The 14,015-nt window shown below is 66.6% G+C and carries 14 protein-coding genes and 1 other RNA gene; 8 read left to right on the top strand and 7 right to left on the bottom strand.

Annotation, left to right across the window (positions count from 1 at the left end; translation table 11 throughout):
* Positions 1 to 39 precede the first annotated feature (39 nt).
* Together murA and ACETII_RS05075 are read right to left on the bottom strand one after the other, a co-directional pair.
* A complete protein-coding gene (gene murA, locus ACETII_RS05080) occupies positions 40 to 1,335 on the bottom strand; it encodes a UDP-N-acetylglucosamine 1-carboxyvinyltransferase (RefSeq protein ID WP_363349819.1) in 1,296 nt (431 codons plus the stop codon).
* A gap of 425 nt (positions 1,336 to 1,760) precedes the next feature.
* Entirely contained in the window at positions 1,761 to 2,978 is a 1,218-nt protein-coding gene (locus ACETII_RS05075) for a beta-ketoacyl-[acyl-carrier-protein] synthase family protein (protein WP_472787358.1), read from the bottom strand.
* Positions 2,979 to 3,206: 228 nt separating this feature from the next.
* Between ACETII_RS05075 and ACETII_RS05070 the strand changes: the two genes are divergently transcribed.
* The 6 genes from ACETII_RS05070 (at position 3,207) to ACETII_RS05045 (ending at position 6,059) form a co-directional block, all read left to right on the top strand.
* A complete protein-coding gene (locus ACETII_RS05070; protein ID WP_472787357.1) occupies positions 3,207 to 3,827 on the top strand; it encodes a 50S ribosomal protein L25/general stress protein Ctc in 621 nt (206 codons plus the stop codon).
* 90 nt (positions 3,828 to 3,917) lie between these two features.
* A complete protein-coding gene (gene pth, locus ACETII_RS05065) occupies positions 3,918 to 4,523 on the top strand; it encodes an aminoacyl-tRNA hydrolase (protein ID WP_363349816.1) in 606 nt (201 codons plus the stop codon).
* A 72-nt stretch (positions 4,524 to 4,595) separates the two neighbouring features.
* Positions 4,596 to 4,949, top strand: a transfer-messenger RNA (tmRNA) gene (gene ssrA / locus ACETII_RS05060).
* A 68-nt stretch (positions 4,950 to 5,017) separates the two neighbouring features.
* Complete coding sequence (locus ACETII_RS05055) at positions 5,018 to 5,611, top strand: SspB family protein (RefSeq protein WP_472787356.1); 594 nt, start codon at positions 5,018 to 5,020, stop codon at positions 5,609 to 5,611.
* The gene (locus ACETII_RS05050; RefSeq protein ID WP_472787355.1) at positions 5,611 to 5,802 is read left to right on the top strand and encodes a DUF4169 family protein; all 192 of its coding nucleotides are present in this window, start codon (positions 5,611 to 5,613) and stop codon (positions 5,800 to 5,802) included. The genes ACETII_RS05055 and ACETII_RS05050 overlap by 1 nt, the downstream gene beginning before the upstream one ends.
* The gene (locus tag ACETII_RS05045; protein ID WP_472787354.1) at positions 5,799 to 6,059 is read left to right on the top strand and encodes a ribbon-helix-helix domain-containing protein; all 261 of its coding nucleotides are present in this window, start codon (positions 5,799 to 5,801) and stop codon (positions 6,057 to 6,059) included. The genes ACETII_RS05050 and ACETII_RS05045 overlap by 4 nt, the downstream gene beginning before the upstream one ends.
* Here the strand turns inward: ACETII_RS05045 and ACETII_RS05040 are convergent.
* A complete protein-coding gene (locus ACETII_RS05040) occupies positions 6,043 to 6,294 on the bottom strand; it encodes a hypothetical protein (protein ID WP_363349812.1) in 252 nt (83 codons plus the stop codon). The two genes, ACETII_RS05045 and ACETII_RS05040, sit on opposite strands and share 17 nt — an antisense overlap.
* Before the next feature lie 89 nt (positions 6,295 to 6,383).
* Positions 6,384 to 8,198: an ABC-F family ATP-binding cassette domain-containing protein gene (locus tag ACETII_RS05035; protein WP_472787353.1), complete on the bottom strand. Its 1,815-nt coding sequence runs from the start codon at positions 8,196 to 8,198 to the stop codon at positions 6,384 to 6,386.
* A 112-nt stretch (positions 8,199 to 8,310) separates the two neighbouring features.
* Between ACETII_RS05035 and ACETII_RS05030 the strand changes: the two genes are divergently transcribed.
* Complete coding sequence (locus ACETII_RS05030; RefSeq protein ID WP_472787352.1) at positions 8,311 to 8,970, top strand: class I SAM-dependent methyltransferase; 660 nt, start codon at positions 8,311 to 8,313, stop codon at positions 8,968 to 8,970.
* A 141-nt stretch (positions 8,971 to 9,111) separates the two neighbouring features.
* Here the strand turns inward: ACETII_RS05030 and ACETII_RS05025 are convergent, their stop codons facing one another.
* Positions 9,112 to 10,701, bottom strand: a complete 1,590-nt coding sequence (locus ACETII_RS05025; RefSeq protein WP_472787351.1) for a L,D-transpeptidase family protein — start codon at positions 10,699 to 10,701, stop codon at positions 9,112 to 9,114.
* A 246-nt stretch (positions 10,702 to 10,947) separates the two neighbouring features.
* Here ACETII_RS05025 and ACETII_RS05020 point away from each other — a divergent pair, with 246 nt between their 5' ends.
* Positions 10,948 to 11,244 carry a type II toxin-antitoxin system HicB family antitoxin gene (locus ACETII_RS05020; protein ID WP_472787350.1) on the top strand — a complete coding sequence of 99 codons (297 nt, stop codon included), beginning with the start codon at positions 10,948 to 10,950 and terminating at the stop codon, positions 11,242 to 11,244.
* Here the strand turns inward: ACETII_RS05020 and ACETII_RS05015 are convergent, their stop codons facing one another.
* Together ACETII_RS05015 and ACETII_RS05010 are read right to left on the bottom strand one after the other, a co-directional pair.
* The gene (locus tag ACETII_RS05015; RefSeq protein ID WP_472787349.1) at positions 11,245 to 11,565 is read right to left on the bottom strand and encodes a type II toxin-antitoxin system HicA family toxin; all 321 of its coding nucleotides are present in this window, start codon (positions 11,563 to 11,565) and stop codon (positions 11,245 to 11,247) included.
* Complete coding sequence (locus tag ACETII_RS05010) at positions 11,562 to 13,883, bottom strand: ATP-dependent helicase (protein WP_363349806.1); 2,322 nt, start codon at positions 13,881 to 13,883, stop codon at positions 11,562 to 11,564. Before ACETII_RS05010 ends, ACETII_RS05015 begins: the two co-directional genes overlap by 4 nt.
* Positions 13,884 to 14,015: the final 132 nt, after the last annotated feature.

Raw genomic sequence — 14,015 nt, 5'->3', positions numbered from 1 at the left:
CGCGAAGCGGGGGAGGGACAGGGAGGGGGCGTTTCCGCTTCAGCCCTGTCCGCTAATCCGCTCGATCTGCGCGCCGCAATCCGAAAGCTTCTTCTCCAGCCGCTCGAAGCCGCGATCCAGGTGATAGACGCGATTGATCGTCGTTTCGCCGCGCGCGGCGAGGGCCGCGATCACCAGCGAGACGGAGGCGCGCAGGTCCGTCGCCATGACCGGCGCGCCGTCGAGATGATCCGCGCCCGTGACAACCGCCGTATCGCCTTCGAGCTTGATGTGGGCGCCGAGCCGGGCGAGCTCTTGCACATGCATGAAGCGGTTTTCGAAAATTGTTTCTGTGATGCGGGACGTCCCCTTCGCCCGTGTCATGAGCGCCATGAACTGCGCCTGAAGATCGGTCGGGAAAGCCGGAAATGGCGCCGTCACGACGTTGACCGGCGCGATCCCGGACCCATTGCGCGCGACCCGCAGCCCTTCATTGGTCTCGCTCACAGTGGCGCCGGCCTCGACGAGCGCGTCGAGCGCCGCCTGCAGGATATCGGCGCGGGCGCCGGCGAGCACGACGTCGCCGCCCGTCATCGCCACCGCCATGGCGTAAGTGCCCGCCTCGATGCGATCCGGCATGACAGCGTGATGCGCGCCGGATAGGGACGTGACCCCCTCGATTTCGATCGTCGAGGTCCCAGCGCCGGAGATGTGCGCCCCCATCTTTTGCAGGCACTCGGCGAGATCGACAATCTCCGGTTCGCGCGCCGCGTTGCGGATCACTGTCGTTCCGCGCGCGAGCGAGGCCGCCATCAGCGCGGTATGGGTGCCGCCGACGGTGACTTTGGCGAAATCGATTTCTCCGCCGACGAGCCCGTTTTTCGCCGTGCCGACCACATAGCCGTTTTCGATCTCGATGTTGGCGCCGAGCTTTTTCACCGCCTCCAGCAGCAGATCGACCGGCCGCGTGCCGATGGCGCAGCCGCCGGGAAGCGACACGCGACATTCGCCCATGCGCGCGAGCAGCGGCGCGAAGACCCAGAAGCTCGCGCGCATGCGCGACACGAGCTCGTAAGGCGCCGTGGTGTCGACGATCTCACGGGCCGTGAAATGCACGGTGCGGCCGGCGTTTTCGGTGTCGCCGCGGCGCTTGCCGGAGATGGTGAAATCGACGCCGTGATTGCCGAGGATGCGCTCGAGTTGCGTCACGTCCGCCAGCAGCGGCATGTTTTCGAGCGTCAGCGTCTCCTTCGTGAGCAGCGAGGCGATCATCAGCGGCAAAGCGGCGTTCTTGGCGCCGGAGATGGGGATGACGCCATTGAGCGGCGCGCCGCCGACGATCCTGATCTTGTCCATTACGCCTCGCTGTCGTCTTTTTGCGCGGCGGCCCGCAGCGCCCGCTCCCGGGCCTTGCGACGCGCTAAATTGGCCCGGAGCGCCGCGGAAAGCGCGGCGGCGTTCTTCTTCGCAGCAGTCTTTTGAGCTTTTCCGCCTGAATCCGACGCTTTTGCGGCGGGAGGCGGCTCTTTGCCTCGTTCCGTCATGGCTTCGTCAACCGGTAAAGCTTCAAGCCTTCCTAGGGCTTCGCGGGAGGGGTGGCAAGCGTGGGCGGCGCCAGGGCCAGGCGGCAGGCGCGGGGACGGCCCCCCCATTATCGCCAGGAACGCGCGAGCGACGGCGGAATTCTTTCCGCCCGAGAGATTGCCCCCGCGTCTCGAAATGGCAAGTTCGCGGCGGAAATTCAGTAAGGATATGGAAGCGCCGCGACGTGGGCGGCGCGGCTATATCGCCTGCACCACCAGCGTCGCGTTGACGCCGCCGAAGGCGAAGGAGTTGGAGAGCGCCACGCGGATCGGCATTTTCCGCGCCTCATTGGGGATCGGGTCCACCCGGCATTTGGGATCGGGCTCGACGAAATTGATCGTCGGCGGCGCGATCTGCTCGCGCAACGCGTTGATCGTCACCGTCAGCTCGAGGCCGCCGCTCGCGCCCAGCGCATGGCCATGAATCGGCTTGGTCGAGGAGACGGGCGGCGGCCTGTCGCCGAAGACCGCGCGCATCGCCTCGGATTCGGTGATGTCGTTGGCGTAGGTCGCCGTGCCATGGGCGTTGAGATAATCGACGGCCGCGGGCGCCAGTCCGGCGCTCTCCAGCGCCAGACGCATGCAGCGCGCCGGACCTTCGACGTCGGCGCGCAGCGGATCGAAGGCGTCGCTCGTCGTGCCGTAGCCGGAGAGTTCGCAGAGCGGCGTTGCGCCGCGCGCCAAAGCGGCGTCCAGCGTCTCCAGAATGAAGACCGCCGCGCCCTCTCCGAGCGTCATGCCGTTGCGTCGCGCGGAGAAGGGGCGGCAGAGGTCGGGCGTCAGCACGCGCAGCGCCTCCCAGGCGCGCATCGAGCCATTGGTGACGCAGGCCTCGGCGCCGCCGGCGATGGCGCGGTCGGCGCGGCCGGCGCGCAGCATCTCGAAGGCTTCGCCGATGGCCTGCGTGGCGGAGGAGCAGGCCGAGGCGAGAGCGAAAGTCGGCCCCTTGGCGCCGTAGCGCATGCCGAGCGTCGTCGGCGCGGCGCTCGGGATGAGGCGGGGAACGGACAGCGTGTCGGGGCGCTTTCCCTCCGCATATTCGCCGTACGAGGTGTCGTCGATCGTCGTCGCGCCGCCGATTCCGGTGCCGATGACGACCGCCGTGCGCGGCCCGCCGACCTCTTTGCGCCGCAAGCCGGCCTGCGCCAACGCCTCGTCGGCGGCGACGATCGAGAACTGGGTGAAGGGATCGCAGTAAGGGAGAAGCTCGGGCTCGAGATAGGCCGCCGGATCGAAATCGGGGACTTGCGCGGCGATCTTGATGCGCCCCGGATAGGGGCGGGCGAGCTTCAGCGGCCGGATGCAGGAGACGCCGCCCTTCGCCGCCGCCCAGAGGGGGGCCGCGCCGACGCCGGCGGCGGAGACCGCGCCCATGCCGGTGACGACAACCCTGCGGCGAGCGGATTCTGTCGTCATGCGGCTGGGTTCCTCTGCAAGAATCAATCGCGGCGCGCGCCGCTGAATCTTTTGTTTGCGCGATAACTCTGTTAAGGCCGCAGCGGCTTTGAACGCAAGCGAGGCCATGCCGTCGCCCGCGCGCCTTGCCTCGCCGGCCGCTCTCGCCTATAAGCTCGCGCCCAGCGCCTGCGTTTCCGACACCCCTGGAGGCGAGCGGCGCTTTTTCTTTTTAAAAAGGACACCGACATGGCCGAGATGAAGACGCTCGCGGCCACGGTGCGCAGCGGGACCGGCAAGGGGGCCGCCCGCAGCGTTCGCCGTGAGGGCCGCATTCCAGCAGTATTGTATGGCGGGGGCGAAGCGCCCACGCCGATTTCGCTCGACAAGAAGGCCACGACCCAGCTGATCTTCGCGGGCCACTTCCTCACGACGATTTTCGAGCTCGACATCGACGGCAAGAAAGAGCGGGCGATCCCGCGCGACTACCAGCTCGACGTCGTGCGCGACTTCCCGCTCCATGTCGACTTCCTGCGCCTGAAGCCCGGCTCGCGCCTCAAAGTGAACGTGCCGGTCCACTTCATCAATCAGGAACAGTCTCCCGGCCTGAAGCGCGGCGGCTCGCTCAACATCGTCTTCCACACGATCGAAATGACGGTGCCGGCCGACGCCATTCCGGAGGCGGTCACCGCCGACCTCGCGGGCATGGACTTCAACGATTCGCTGCATGTCTCGGCGATCCCGCTGCCCGAGGGCTGCAAGCCCACCAATCCGGATAAGAACTTCACCGTGGCAAGCCTCGCCCCGCCGGCTGGCGGCGGCGAAGAGGCGGCGCCCGCGGCGGCTGCCGCTCCGGAAAAGAAGAAGTAACAACGAAGAACGCCCTCTCCCGTCGCCGGGGGAGGGCCCCGCGCGGGGAGGGCTCTGTCTCCCTTCGAGGGATCAGCGCTGGACGCCGCCATGCAGCTCTTCGTCGGCCTCGGCAATCCCGGGCGGCAATACGCCAAAAACCGTCACAACATTGGCTTCATGGCGCTGGAGGCGATCGCCCGCCGGCACGGCTTTGCGCAGGCGCGGTCGCGGTTTCAGGGCCTCGTCAGCGAGGGCAATATCGCCGGCGAGAAGGTCCTGCTGCTCGAGCCGCAGACTTATATGAACGAGAGCGGCCGCTCCGTCGGCGAAGCGGCGCGATTCCACAAGATTCCGGTCGCAGATATTGTCGTCTTTCACGACGAGCTCGACCTCGCGCCCGCCAAATGCCGGATCAAGGCCGGCGGCGGCGTCGCCGGCCACAATGGCCTGCGCTCCATCACCGCCCATGTCGGCAACGACTATAAGCGCGTGCGCCTCGGGATCGGACACCCTGGCGACAAGGCGCTCGTGCATGGCTATGTGCTGAACGACTTCGCCAAGAGCGAAGAGCCCTGGGTCGAGGCGCTTTGCGAGGCCCTTGCCGACAACGCCGCGCTTCTCGTGAAGGGCGACGACGCCGGGCTGCAGAACAAGCTGCATCTCGCCATGGAGGCGAAGGGCTTCGGCGCGGTGAAGCGGGTCGGGGAAAAGTAACCTTATTCGAAAGCCGCCCGCAGTCGCCTCTTAACGTCACGGTTGAGAAACCGACGATGTCGGGCCTGCGCGCCCCTTTCACAAATTCCGGGGAGCGCCTATATTCGCTTTGCCGCTTCACGGCGGCTATGGCGATAAACGAACACCGCAATAAACCATTCGGACCCGGGGGCGGTACCCGGCGCCTCCACCAGAGCCCGTCCCGGCGGGCTGCGGCGGGGGCGAAATAGGATCGACGAGGGCGTAAAGGGTGATTTTTCGCTCGGCATGATACCGCCGTTATCGGGTCAAACCTTATAGTTGCCAACGACAACTATGCTCCGGTGGCCGTCGCCGCGTAATGCGGCGCCCACACCGGGATCAAAGCCCTAGGGGTTTGCACTTCTAGGCGGGGCTCGGAGGCGCCTGGCAACAGAAGCCTCCACTTTCATTTTTTCCCGTCTCCCGGGGGCAGGGCGGGGCGGGGCCCGACATCGGGCTCCAGGGACAAGCGCATGGCGACCGATCTTATTCGTTACGACCTTCTCGTTCAGGACGCTATGCGCGGCGTGGTGCGCAAGGTTTTGGGAGACGTCGCGGAGAACGGCTATCTCCCCGGCGACCATCACTTCACCATCAGCTTTCGCACCGACGCCCCGGGCGTGCAGATTTCCCGCCGCCTCGCCGAGCAATGGCCGCAGGAGCTGACCATCATCCTGCAGCACCAATACTCCAACCTCGCCGTCGAAGACGACGGCTTCGGCGTCACGCTATCGTTCCGCTCGATCCCGGAGCATCTCTATATCCCTTACGCGGCCATCACCGGCTTCTACGACCCCTCGGTCGAGTTCGGACTGCGCTTCGAGACAGCCGACCTCGAGGAGGAGGAGGACGAAGATGAAGAGGAAACCGCGCCGCCGCGCCCGAGCCTGGTGAGCGCGCGGGCCGGGGACGAGAAGGCGGAAGCCAAACCAACGCCCGCCAAGGCGGAGAAACCTGCGCCCGAGAAGCCCAGGACGCCGCAGAAGCCCGAGCCGCCCGTTGGGGAATCCGACGGAGAGGGCGACGCGAAAGTCGTCTCCATCGACGCTTTTCGCAAAAAGACCTGATGGGCGAGATCGTCAATCTGCGTCGCGCCCGCAAGGACCGCGCCCGGCGCGAGAAAGACGCGCAGGGGCAGGAGAATCGCATCGCCTTCGGACGCAGCAAGGCGGAGCGTGCGCTGAGCTCTGCGCAAACGCGGCTCGAGACGCGGAGGCTCGACGCGCATAAGCGCGAGACCGGAGAAGAGCCGGCGTGAGCGACCTCCCCGGTTCGGGCCGAGTCGTCAAACATTCCATCGTCATTGCCGGGCATCGCACCAGCGTCTCGCTCGAGGACGCGTTCTGGCTTGCGCTGAAAGAGATCGCGACCGAGGAGGGCGTCTCCCTCGCCGCCCTCGTCGCCCGGGTCGACGCGTCGCGGGGCGAGGCGAATCTCTCATCGGCGCTGCGGGTTTTCGTGCTGGCGCGCGCGATGGCGGCGCGGCCGGCTCCGTCGGTCACAAGGGTTCGATGATATCGGCTAGATGAGGCACGAGGCGCACCCTGTAGCGTGCGTTCTTGCAGACGAGCACCCACGCCGATTCGTCCGGCCGCGAGGCGGCGGTGTCGCGCCGGGCGCTTATCGGCGCGTCGCAGGGGTAGCCTTGCAGCCGCACATGCGCGGCGATGATGTCCTTGGGCTTTTCCTGCGCCGTCGCCAGGGCGGCGCCCAGGAACAGGAAAGCAAGGATAAGTCCGCCCCGGCCCATTCTTCTGCTCCTGCATTTCGTCGAGCCAAGACGCCAAAATGACAGGCGCGCCGAGCGCAGGCAACCGCTCTAGCGTCGTGTCTCCGGTCTCAGCCTTCGATGTCCTCGCGCTTGATCTCGAGCTCCAGCCACTCTTCTTCGGCGGCGGAAAGATCCGCTTCGACCCCGGAAAACATTTCGCTCGCCTTGGCGAATCTGGCGGGGTCCTTGGCGTAGAGCTCCGGGTCGTCGAGAAGGGCCTGCAGCTTGGCGCGCTTGGCGCGCAGCTCTTCCATCTTTGCCGGCAGCGTCGCCAGCGCATGCTGCTCCTTGAAGGAGAGTTTCGCCTTGACCGGCTGCCGCTCGGCGGGCTTTTCCCTTGGCGCTTTCTCTTTCGGGGCCTCGCGTGGGCCGCCGCCGCGCGCCTCGACGCCGCGCCCGCGCTGCGCGACCATGTCGCTGTAGCCGCCGGCATATTCGAGCCAGCGGCCGTCGCCCTCGCTCACCAGCACGCTCGTCGCGACCCGGTCGAGAAAATCGCGGTCGTGCGACACGACGATCAGCGTGCCGGGGTAATCGGCGAGCATTTCTTCGAGGAGGTCGAGCGTTTCGAGGTCGAGGTCGTTCGTCGGCTCGTCGAGGACGAGAAGATTGGAGGGCTTGGCCAGGGCGCGGGCGAGCATGAGACGGCCGCGCTCGCCGCCCGAAAGCTTGCCGATCGGCGTGCGCGCCTGCTCCGGCTTGAACAGAAAGTCCTTCATATAGCCGACGACATGGCGCCGCTCGCCATTGATCTCGACCATATCGGAGCCGCCGCCGGTGAGCGCGTCCTGCAATGTCGTCTCCGGCTTGAGGCTGGCGCGGCTTTGATCGAGCGTCGCCATTTCCAGTCCGGCGCCGAGTTTGAGCTTGCCGGCATCGGGCGCCAGGGTTCCGGTCAGGAGATTGATGAGCGTCGTCTTGCCCGCGCCATTCGCGCCGACGACGCCCAGCCGGTCGCCGCGCAGGACGCGGGTGGTGAAGTTCTCCACAATTGCGCGCTCGCCATAGCTCTTGCGTAATTTGACCGCCTCGATGACCAGCTTGCCGGAAAGCTGCGCTTCGCTGGCTTCGAGCTTGACGTCGCCCGTCGGCATGACGCGGTTGCGCCGCTCGACGCGCAGCGCCTGCAGCCCGGCGAGCCGCTTCATATTGCGTTTGCGCCGGCCGGAGACGCCATGGCGCAGCCAGTGCTCTTCATTGACGATCTTGCGCTCGAGCTTATGAGCCTGCTTCTCCTCCTCCTCGAGTTCGCGGTCGCGCCAGGCCTCGAATTCCGCAAAGCCGCGCGAGAGATGCCGCGCGCGGCCGCGGTCGATCCACACCGTCTCGCGCGTCAGATCCTGAAGAAAGCGGCGGTCATGGCTGATGATCACCATCGCCGAGCGCAGCGCGTCGAGACGCTCTTCGAGCCAGAGGATCGTGGGAAGATCGAGATGGTTCGTCGGCTCGTCGAGCAGCAGAATATCGGGCTCCGGCGCCAGCACGCGCGCCAGCGCCGCGCGCCGCCCCTCGCCGCCCGAAAGCGTCGAGGGGTCCTCGTCCCCGGTCAGCCCCAGTTCGGCGAGCAGGGTCTTGGCGACATGCGGATCGTCGAGCGGACCGAGCCCCGCCTCGACATAGGCGGCGACCGTCGCAAAGCCCGAGAAATCCGGCTCCTGCGGCAGGTAGCGCAAGGAGGCGCCGGGCTGAAGGAACCGCACGCCCGCGTCGGCCTCGATCTCGCCGGCGGCGATCTTCAAGAGGGTCGACTTGCCGGAGCCGTTGCGCCCGACAAGGCAGATGCGCGCGCCGGGGGCGACGGAGAGATCGGCTCCGTCCAAAAGCGGCTTGCCGCCGAGGGTGAGCGTGACGCCCTGCAGGGCGAGAAGGGGAGGCGGGGCCATTGCGCGGGTGCCAGGTCTCGTGTCTTTTTCGGATTGAAGCCTTTTTCCACGGCCCGGCGCGCTTTGCCACCCCTCGCGCGCCAATCCCCGAGGAATAGACCGAGGAACAGACATGTCCTTCACGCCTGAGGAGATCGCGGCCGGGCAGGCGATCTACACGCCGGGGATGCTGAACCTTTACGATCTGCGCGTGCTGTGGATTTCGAACCGCTGGATCTGGAAATGCCCGACGCCGCGTCTGCTCGCCCATTACGACCGGCATGTCACGGCCAATCACCTCGATGTCGGCGTCGGCAGCGGCTATTACCTCGACAATTGCCGTTTTCCCGCGGCCGATCCGCGCGTCGCGCTCATGGATCTAAACCCCAATTCCCTCGCCTTCGCGGCGAAGCGCATCGCGCGCTACAAGCCTGAAACCCATGTCCGCAATGTGTTGGAGCCGATCCCCTTCGAGGGCGCGCCCTTCGACTCGGTCGGCGTCAATTATCTGCTGCATTGCCTGCCGGGCGACATGGCGGCCAAGGCCTGCGCCTTCGATTTCCTCGCGCCTTTGATGAACCCCGGCGCCGTGATTTTCGGCTCCACGCTCTTGCAGGGCGGCGTCGAGCGCAGCGCGGCGGCGCGCTGGCTCATGGCCTATTACAATTCGGACGGGGTCTTCTCCAATACGCGCGACGATCTGGCTACGCTGCGGCGCGAACTCGGCAAACGCTTTACGGACGTAACGGTCGTCGTCGTCGGCTGCGCAGCTTTGTTTTCGGGGCGGCGCTGAGCGCGCGCTCGAACCCCACCCGGTCCCGCTCCGCGGGACCACCCTCCCCGCAGAGGGGAGGGATGGGACTGCGGCGAGGGCGGGGATCGCCTTCGACGTTTTCTCTTGCAGGCCAGGGCGCCGGGAAGCGGCGACAGGCCATTAACCGGCGAACCCCAACGCCTTCCGCACCCGCGCCGAATAGCCGTAGAGGTCCGGACGCTGCACCAGCCGGCCCGCCTCGTCGACGTAAGCCGTGAAATATTCGATGTGCACCGGCAGCGGCTTCGCGAGATTGATGTAGCGCTCGCTTGCGCCGACGAGCCGCTTCACCCGCTCCTCCGACCAGCCGCTCTTGGGGCCAAGCACGGCTTCGGCGAGCGCGAAAGGCTGATCGACGCGCATGCAGCCGTGGCTGAAGGCGCGGTGTGTCTGGGCGAAGAGTCCGCGCGACGGCGTGTCGTGCATGTAGACCGCATAGTCGTTGGGGAAGACGAATTTCACCCGGCCGAGCGCGTTCTTCTCGCCCGGCGGCTGGCGCACGACCATCTGGCCGTTGCGGTAAGAGACCTCGTAGCCCGCGCCGACGCCGCCATGCCATTCCTTCTGGATGATGGACCGCGGGACATACCAGGACGGATTGACGATGATCTCGACCATCTCGTCAGAGAAGATCGGCGTCGGCGTCTGCTCCTTGCCGACGATGACGCGGGTGCGATGCGTCACCTCGCCGTTGCGAATGACCGCGAGTTCGAAATCGGGGATGTTCACCTCGATGCGCTCTTCGCCCATATCGCGGGGCAGCCAGCGCCAGCGCTCCATATTGGCGATGATCTCGGCCTCGAGTTGCGACGTCGACGCGGGCGTCTGCGGGCGATGGCGCTTCGCCTTGGCGGGCGGCAGGGCGTCGGACAGGCCGGCCTCGGCGGCGGCGAGGCGGTCGTCGAGTTCCGGCAGGCCGGCGCGATGCGTGCGCAGCTCCACGAGTTTCTCGCGCAGTTGCTGATAGCCGTAGTGGGGCGGATTGAAGCTCTGCAAGGTTTCGCCCGCGCGCGCGCCGGCGGCGGCGACCTCTGCAACCGCCGCAGCGGGATCGGGCAGCGTCGGCTTCGCGCCGATCAGGCGGGAGAGTTGGCCGGGCTCGAGCCGGCCGCCGCGCGCCTGATAGGCGTAGAGCGCGACCGCTTCGGAGAGCGCCAATTCCTCGGCGACGCTGGCGGCGTTCTGCGCGGAGGGGATCGAGAGGGCGCGCAGCTCGAGCCCGTCCTCGCTCGCCGCGCGCAGGCGCGTGATGGCCGGGTCGGCGGCCTCACGCCAGCCCGTTTCGTCCAACCAGAAGGGCGCGAATTGGCGCGCCGCATAGGCGCGGGCGAGTTTGGCGCGCAAGGCGCGGCGCGCGGCGTCTCGGGCGACGTCGGGCGCGGCGGTCCAGTCTGACAGCGCCAGCGCGAGTTCCCGCTGATTGTCGGGAAGAAGGCTCAGGGCGAGGTCCAGTTCGTCCGGCGCCGCGGGCGTCACGCGCAGCCGAGCGGCGGTGAGAGCGACAACAGGCGACGTCTCGTCGGCGGGAAGCGACAGGGCGTCGAGGTCGAGTGGCGCGACGGTCGGCGCCTTCTCGAGCGCAATGAGCGCAACGGCGGCGGGCGGCGCGAAAAGTTCGGGACGGTAAGGCGCAGCCTGAGCGCCGCCGAGCGCCGCCGCGAGCGCGACGCCGGAAAGGCCGAACCGGGCGAGAAACGAAAGAGCCTCCATGGCTGCCCTCGGAACAAAGCGACGCACGCGCGCTATCGTCTAATACTGTCAAGGATATGGCGCGGTGGCCGCCGGCGCGCGAGCCCTTCGCCCAAAAAAACTACCGCGCGGCCGTCTCGGTGGGAATCGTGCCCCGCCCAGCCTGGGCGGCTGCGTGAAGAATTTCAGCGACTGTGGCGCGCCTGCAACAGCATGGCGGCGGTTCGCGGGGGGCGCTATGGTAACCGGAAGGATCGAGGTCGCCCTATGAAGCCCTATGTCGTCATCGTCCACAAAGACGAAAACAGCGCCTATGGCATGACTTTTCCCGACGCGCCCGGATGCTTCTCCGCGGCCGATGACCTGGACGGCCTCTTCCCCATGGCGCGAGAGGCGCTGGAGCTGTGGGCCGAGGGGATGCGGGAGGACGGCTTGCCGATCCCTGAGCCGAGGGACTTCGAGGCCCTGCGGGCGGATCCGGAGTGGGCGGAACAATTCAAGTCAGGCGAGATCGTCATCGCGGTGGAGCCGCCCTGGGCGCAACGCCGTGTGGCGGCGGAGTAATCAGTCCTTCGTCCAGCCTGCGCTTTGATAGATGTTCAACGTGGTTTTCAGCGGCATGTCTTTCTTTGGATGCGGCACGGTCACGCGGCCGGGCTTCGTCGGATGTTTGAATTGGCGATGGGAGCCTTTCGAGCGCACCAGCCGCCAGCCTTCGCTTTCAAGGCGGCGGATAATGTCGCGGCTGTTGGTGAGCATGCGGCGCCCCGTGATTCGATCGACGCCTTTGTATTGGTGGCGGCCTTGCGAGAGGTGCAACAAGTCATTGTTCAACTCTCCGAGTGTCGTCCACTTGTTGGACTTATCCACATCCAGACAGGTCACCCCGCCTGCAAAAAGCTCTCCAGCACCATCTTCCGCCCGGCCTTGTCGAAATCCACGGTGCATTTGTTGCCGTCGACGGCCGCCACCGTGCCGGGGCCGAATTTCAGGTGGAACACGCGCGAGCCCGCGCCATAGCGTGACGCCGTCGAGGAGCGCGCGATAATTTCGCCGTCGATCGTCACGGGCTGCTTGGCCCGCGCGGGTTTCTCACGGGCGGGCTCGGTGCGGGCGGCCTGAGCGCGTTTCCAGCCGGGCGTCGAATAGTCGGAGCCATAGACGTCGAGATTGGCGAAGCGTGAGACGGCGTAGCCGCCATATTGCGAACCGCTCGGCGCTTCGACCACCTCGACATGGGTGGGCGGCAGATTGTCGACGAAGCGCGACGGCACGGTCGGCTGCCACAGGCCGCGAATGCGGCGGTTGCTGGCGAAGAAGATTTTGGCGCGGCGTTTCGCGCGCGTGAGCCCGACATAAGCGAGGCGTCGCTCCTCTTCGAGGCCCGCGCGGCCCTGCTCGTCGAGCGAGCGCTGATGCGGAAAGAGACCTTCCTCCCAGCCGGGCAGATAGACCGTCTCGAATTCGAGCCCCTTAGCGGCGTGCAGCGTCATGATCGAGACGCGCTCCTGGCTCTTGCCTTCCTCCGCCTCCATGACGAGCGACACATGTTCGAGGAAGCCCGCAAGGTCGGGAAACTGCTCCATCGCGCGCACGAGTTCCTTGAGGTTCTCGAGCCGGCCGGCGGCCTCCGGCGTCTTGTCCTGCCGCCACATCTCCGTGTAGCCGGACTCATCGAGCACCATTTCGGCGAGCTCATTTTGCGGCTTCGCGTCGATGAGACTGCGCCAGCGGTCGAAGTCGGCGATAAGGCTTTTCAGCGCGCCGCGCGGCTTCGCCTTCAGCTCCTCCGTCTCGACGAGCGCGCGCGCCGCCTGCATGAGAGGGACGCGCTCGCGGCGGCCATATTCATGCAGCAACTGCAGCGTCGCGTCGCCCAGGCCGCGCTTGGGCGTATTGACGATGCGCTCGAAGGCGAGATCGTCGGCAGGCTGCGCGACGCAGCGCAGATAGGCGAGCGCGTCGCGGATTTCCGCCCGCTCATAGAAGCGCGGGCCCCCGATGATGCGATAGGGCAGGCCGATCTCGACGAAACGCTCTTCGAATTCCCGCATCTGAAAGGAGGCGCGCACGAGAATGGCGATCTCTTCGAGCGAATGGTCGCGACGTTGCAATTGCTCGATGTCTTCGCCGATGACGCGCGCTTCCTCCTCGCTGTCCCAGACCCCGGTGAGCGTCGGCTTTTCGCCGTCCTCGCCGTCGGTAAACAGCGTCTTGCCGAGGCGGCCCTCATTATGTCCGATGAGATGCGAGGCGGCCGCGAGAATATGGCCCGTGGAGCGGTAATTGCGTTCGAGCCGCACGATCTTGGCGCCGGGAAAGTCCTGTTCGAAACGCAGGATGTTTTCGACTTCGGCGCCGCGCCAGCCATAGACGCTCTGATCGTCGTCGCCCACGCAGCAGACGTTGCGGCGCCCCTGCGAGATCAGCCGCAGCCACAGATATTGCGCGGTGTTGGTGTCCTGATATTCGTCGACGAGGATATATTTGAAGCGCTTCTGATAGTCGGCGAGCACGTCGGGGTTTTCGCGAAAGAGCCTGAGCGACTCGAGCAGCAGGTCGCCGAAGTCGACGGCGTTGAGAATTTTCAAGCGTTCCTGATAGAGCGCGTAAAGCGCCGCGCCCTTGCCATTGGCGAAACTCTCGGCGTCGCCGGCCGGCACCTGGTTCGGCAGAAGGCCGCGGTTCTTCCAGCCGTCGATGCGCATGGCGAGCGCGCGCGCCGGCCAGCGCTTGTCGTCGATGTTTTCCGCCTGCAGCACCTGCTTCAAGAGGCGGATCTGGTCGTCCGTGTCGAGGATGGTGAAATTGGGCTTGAGCCCGACGAGCTCGGCGTGGCGGCGCATGATCTTGGCGCTGATCGCGTGAAAGGTGCCGAGCCATTGCATCGCCTGCGCGCCCTCGCCGACGAGCATTTCGACGCGCTCGCGCATTTCGCGCGCGGCCTTGTTGGTGAAGGTGACGGCGAGGATCTCATAGGCGCGCGCCTTGCCGAGCGCGAGGATATGGGCGATGCGCGTCGTGAGCGCGCGCGTCTTGCCGGTGCCGGCGCCGGCGAGAACCAGCACCGGTCCGTCGAGCGTCTCGACCGCCGCGCGCTGCTCGGGGTTCAATCCGTCGAGATAGCGCGGCCGCTGCGCCGCCGCTGCGGCCCGGGCGGCGAGACCCCCGTCGCGCGGCGTGTAATCTTCCAGATCGGACAACCGTTTCTCCCCATGATTCCGCTTCAAGCATATAGGAGAACGGAACGCGAATCACGAATTTGGGCGATTGGGCCATAAACTGAGCGGCGGCCTCGTCCTTCGAGACGCGCGCTGCGCGCGCTCCTCAGGATG

Source organism: Methylocystis sp. NC52PC (assembly GCF_055698645.1).
Note: the sequence above shows the minus strand (reverse complement) of the source record. Positions and strands in the feature narration are given on the sequence as shown.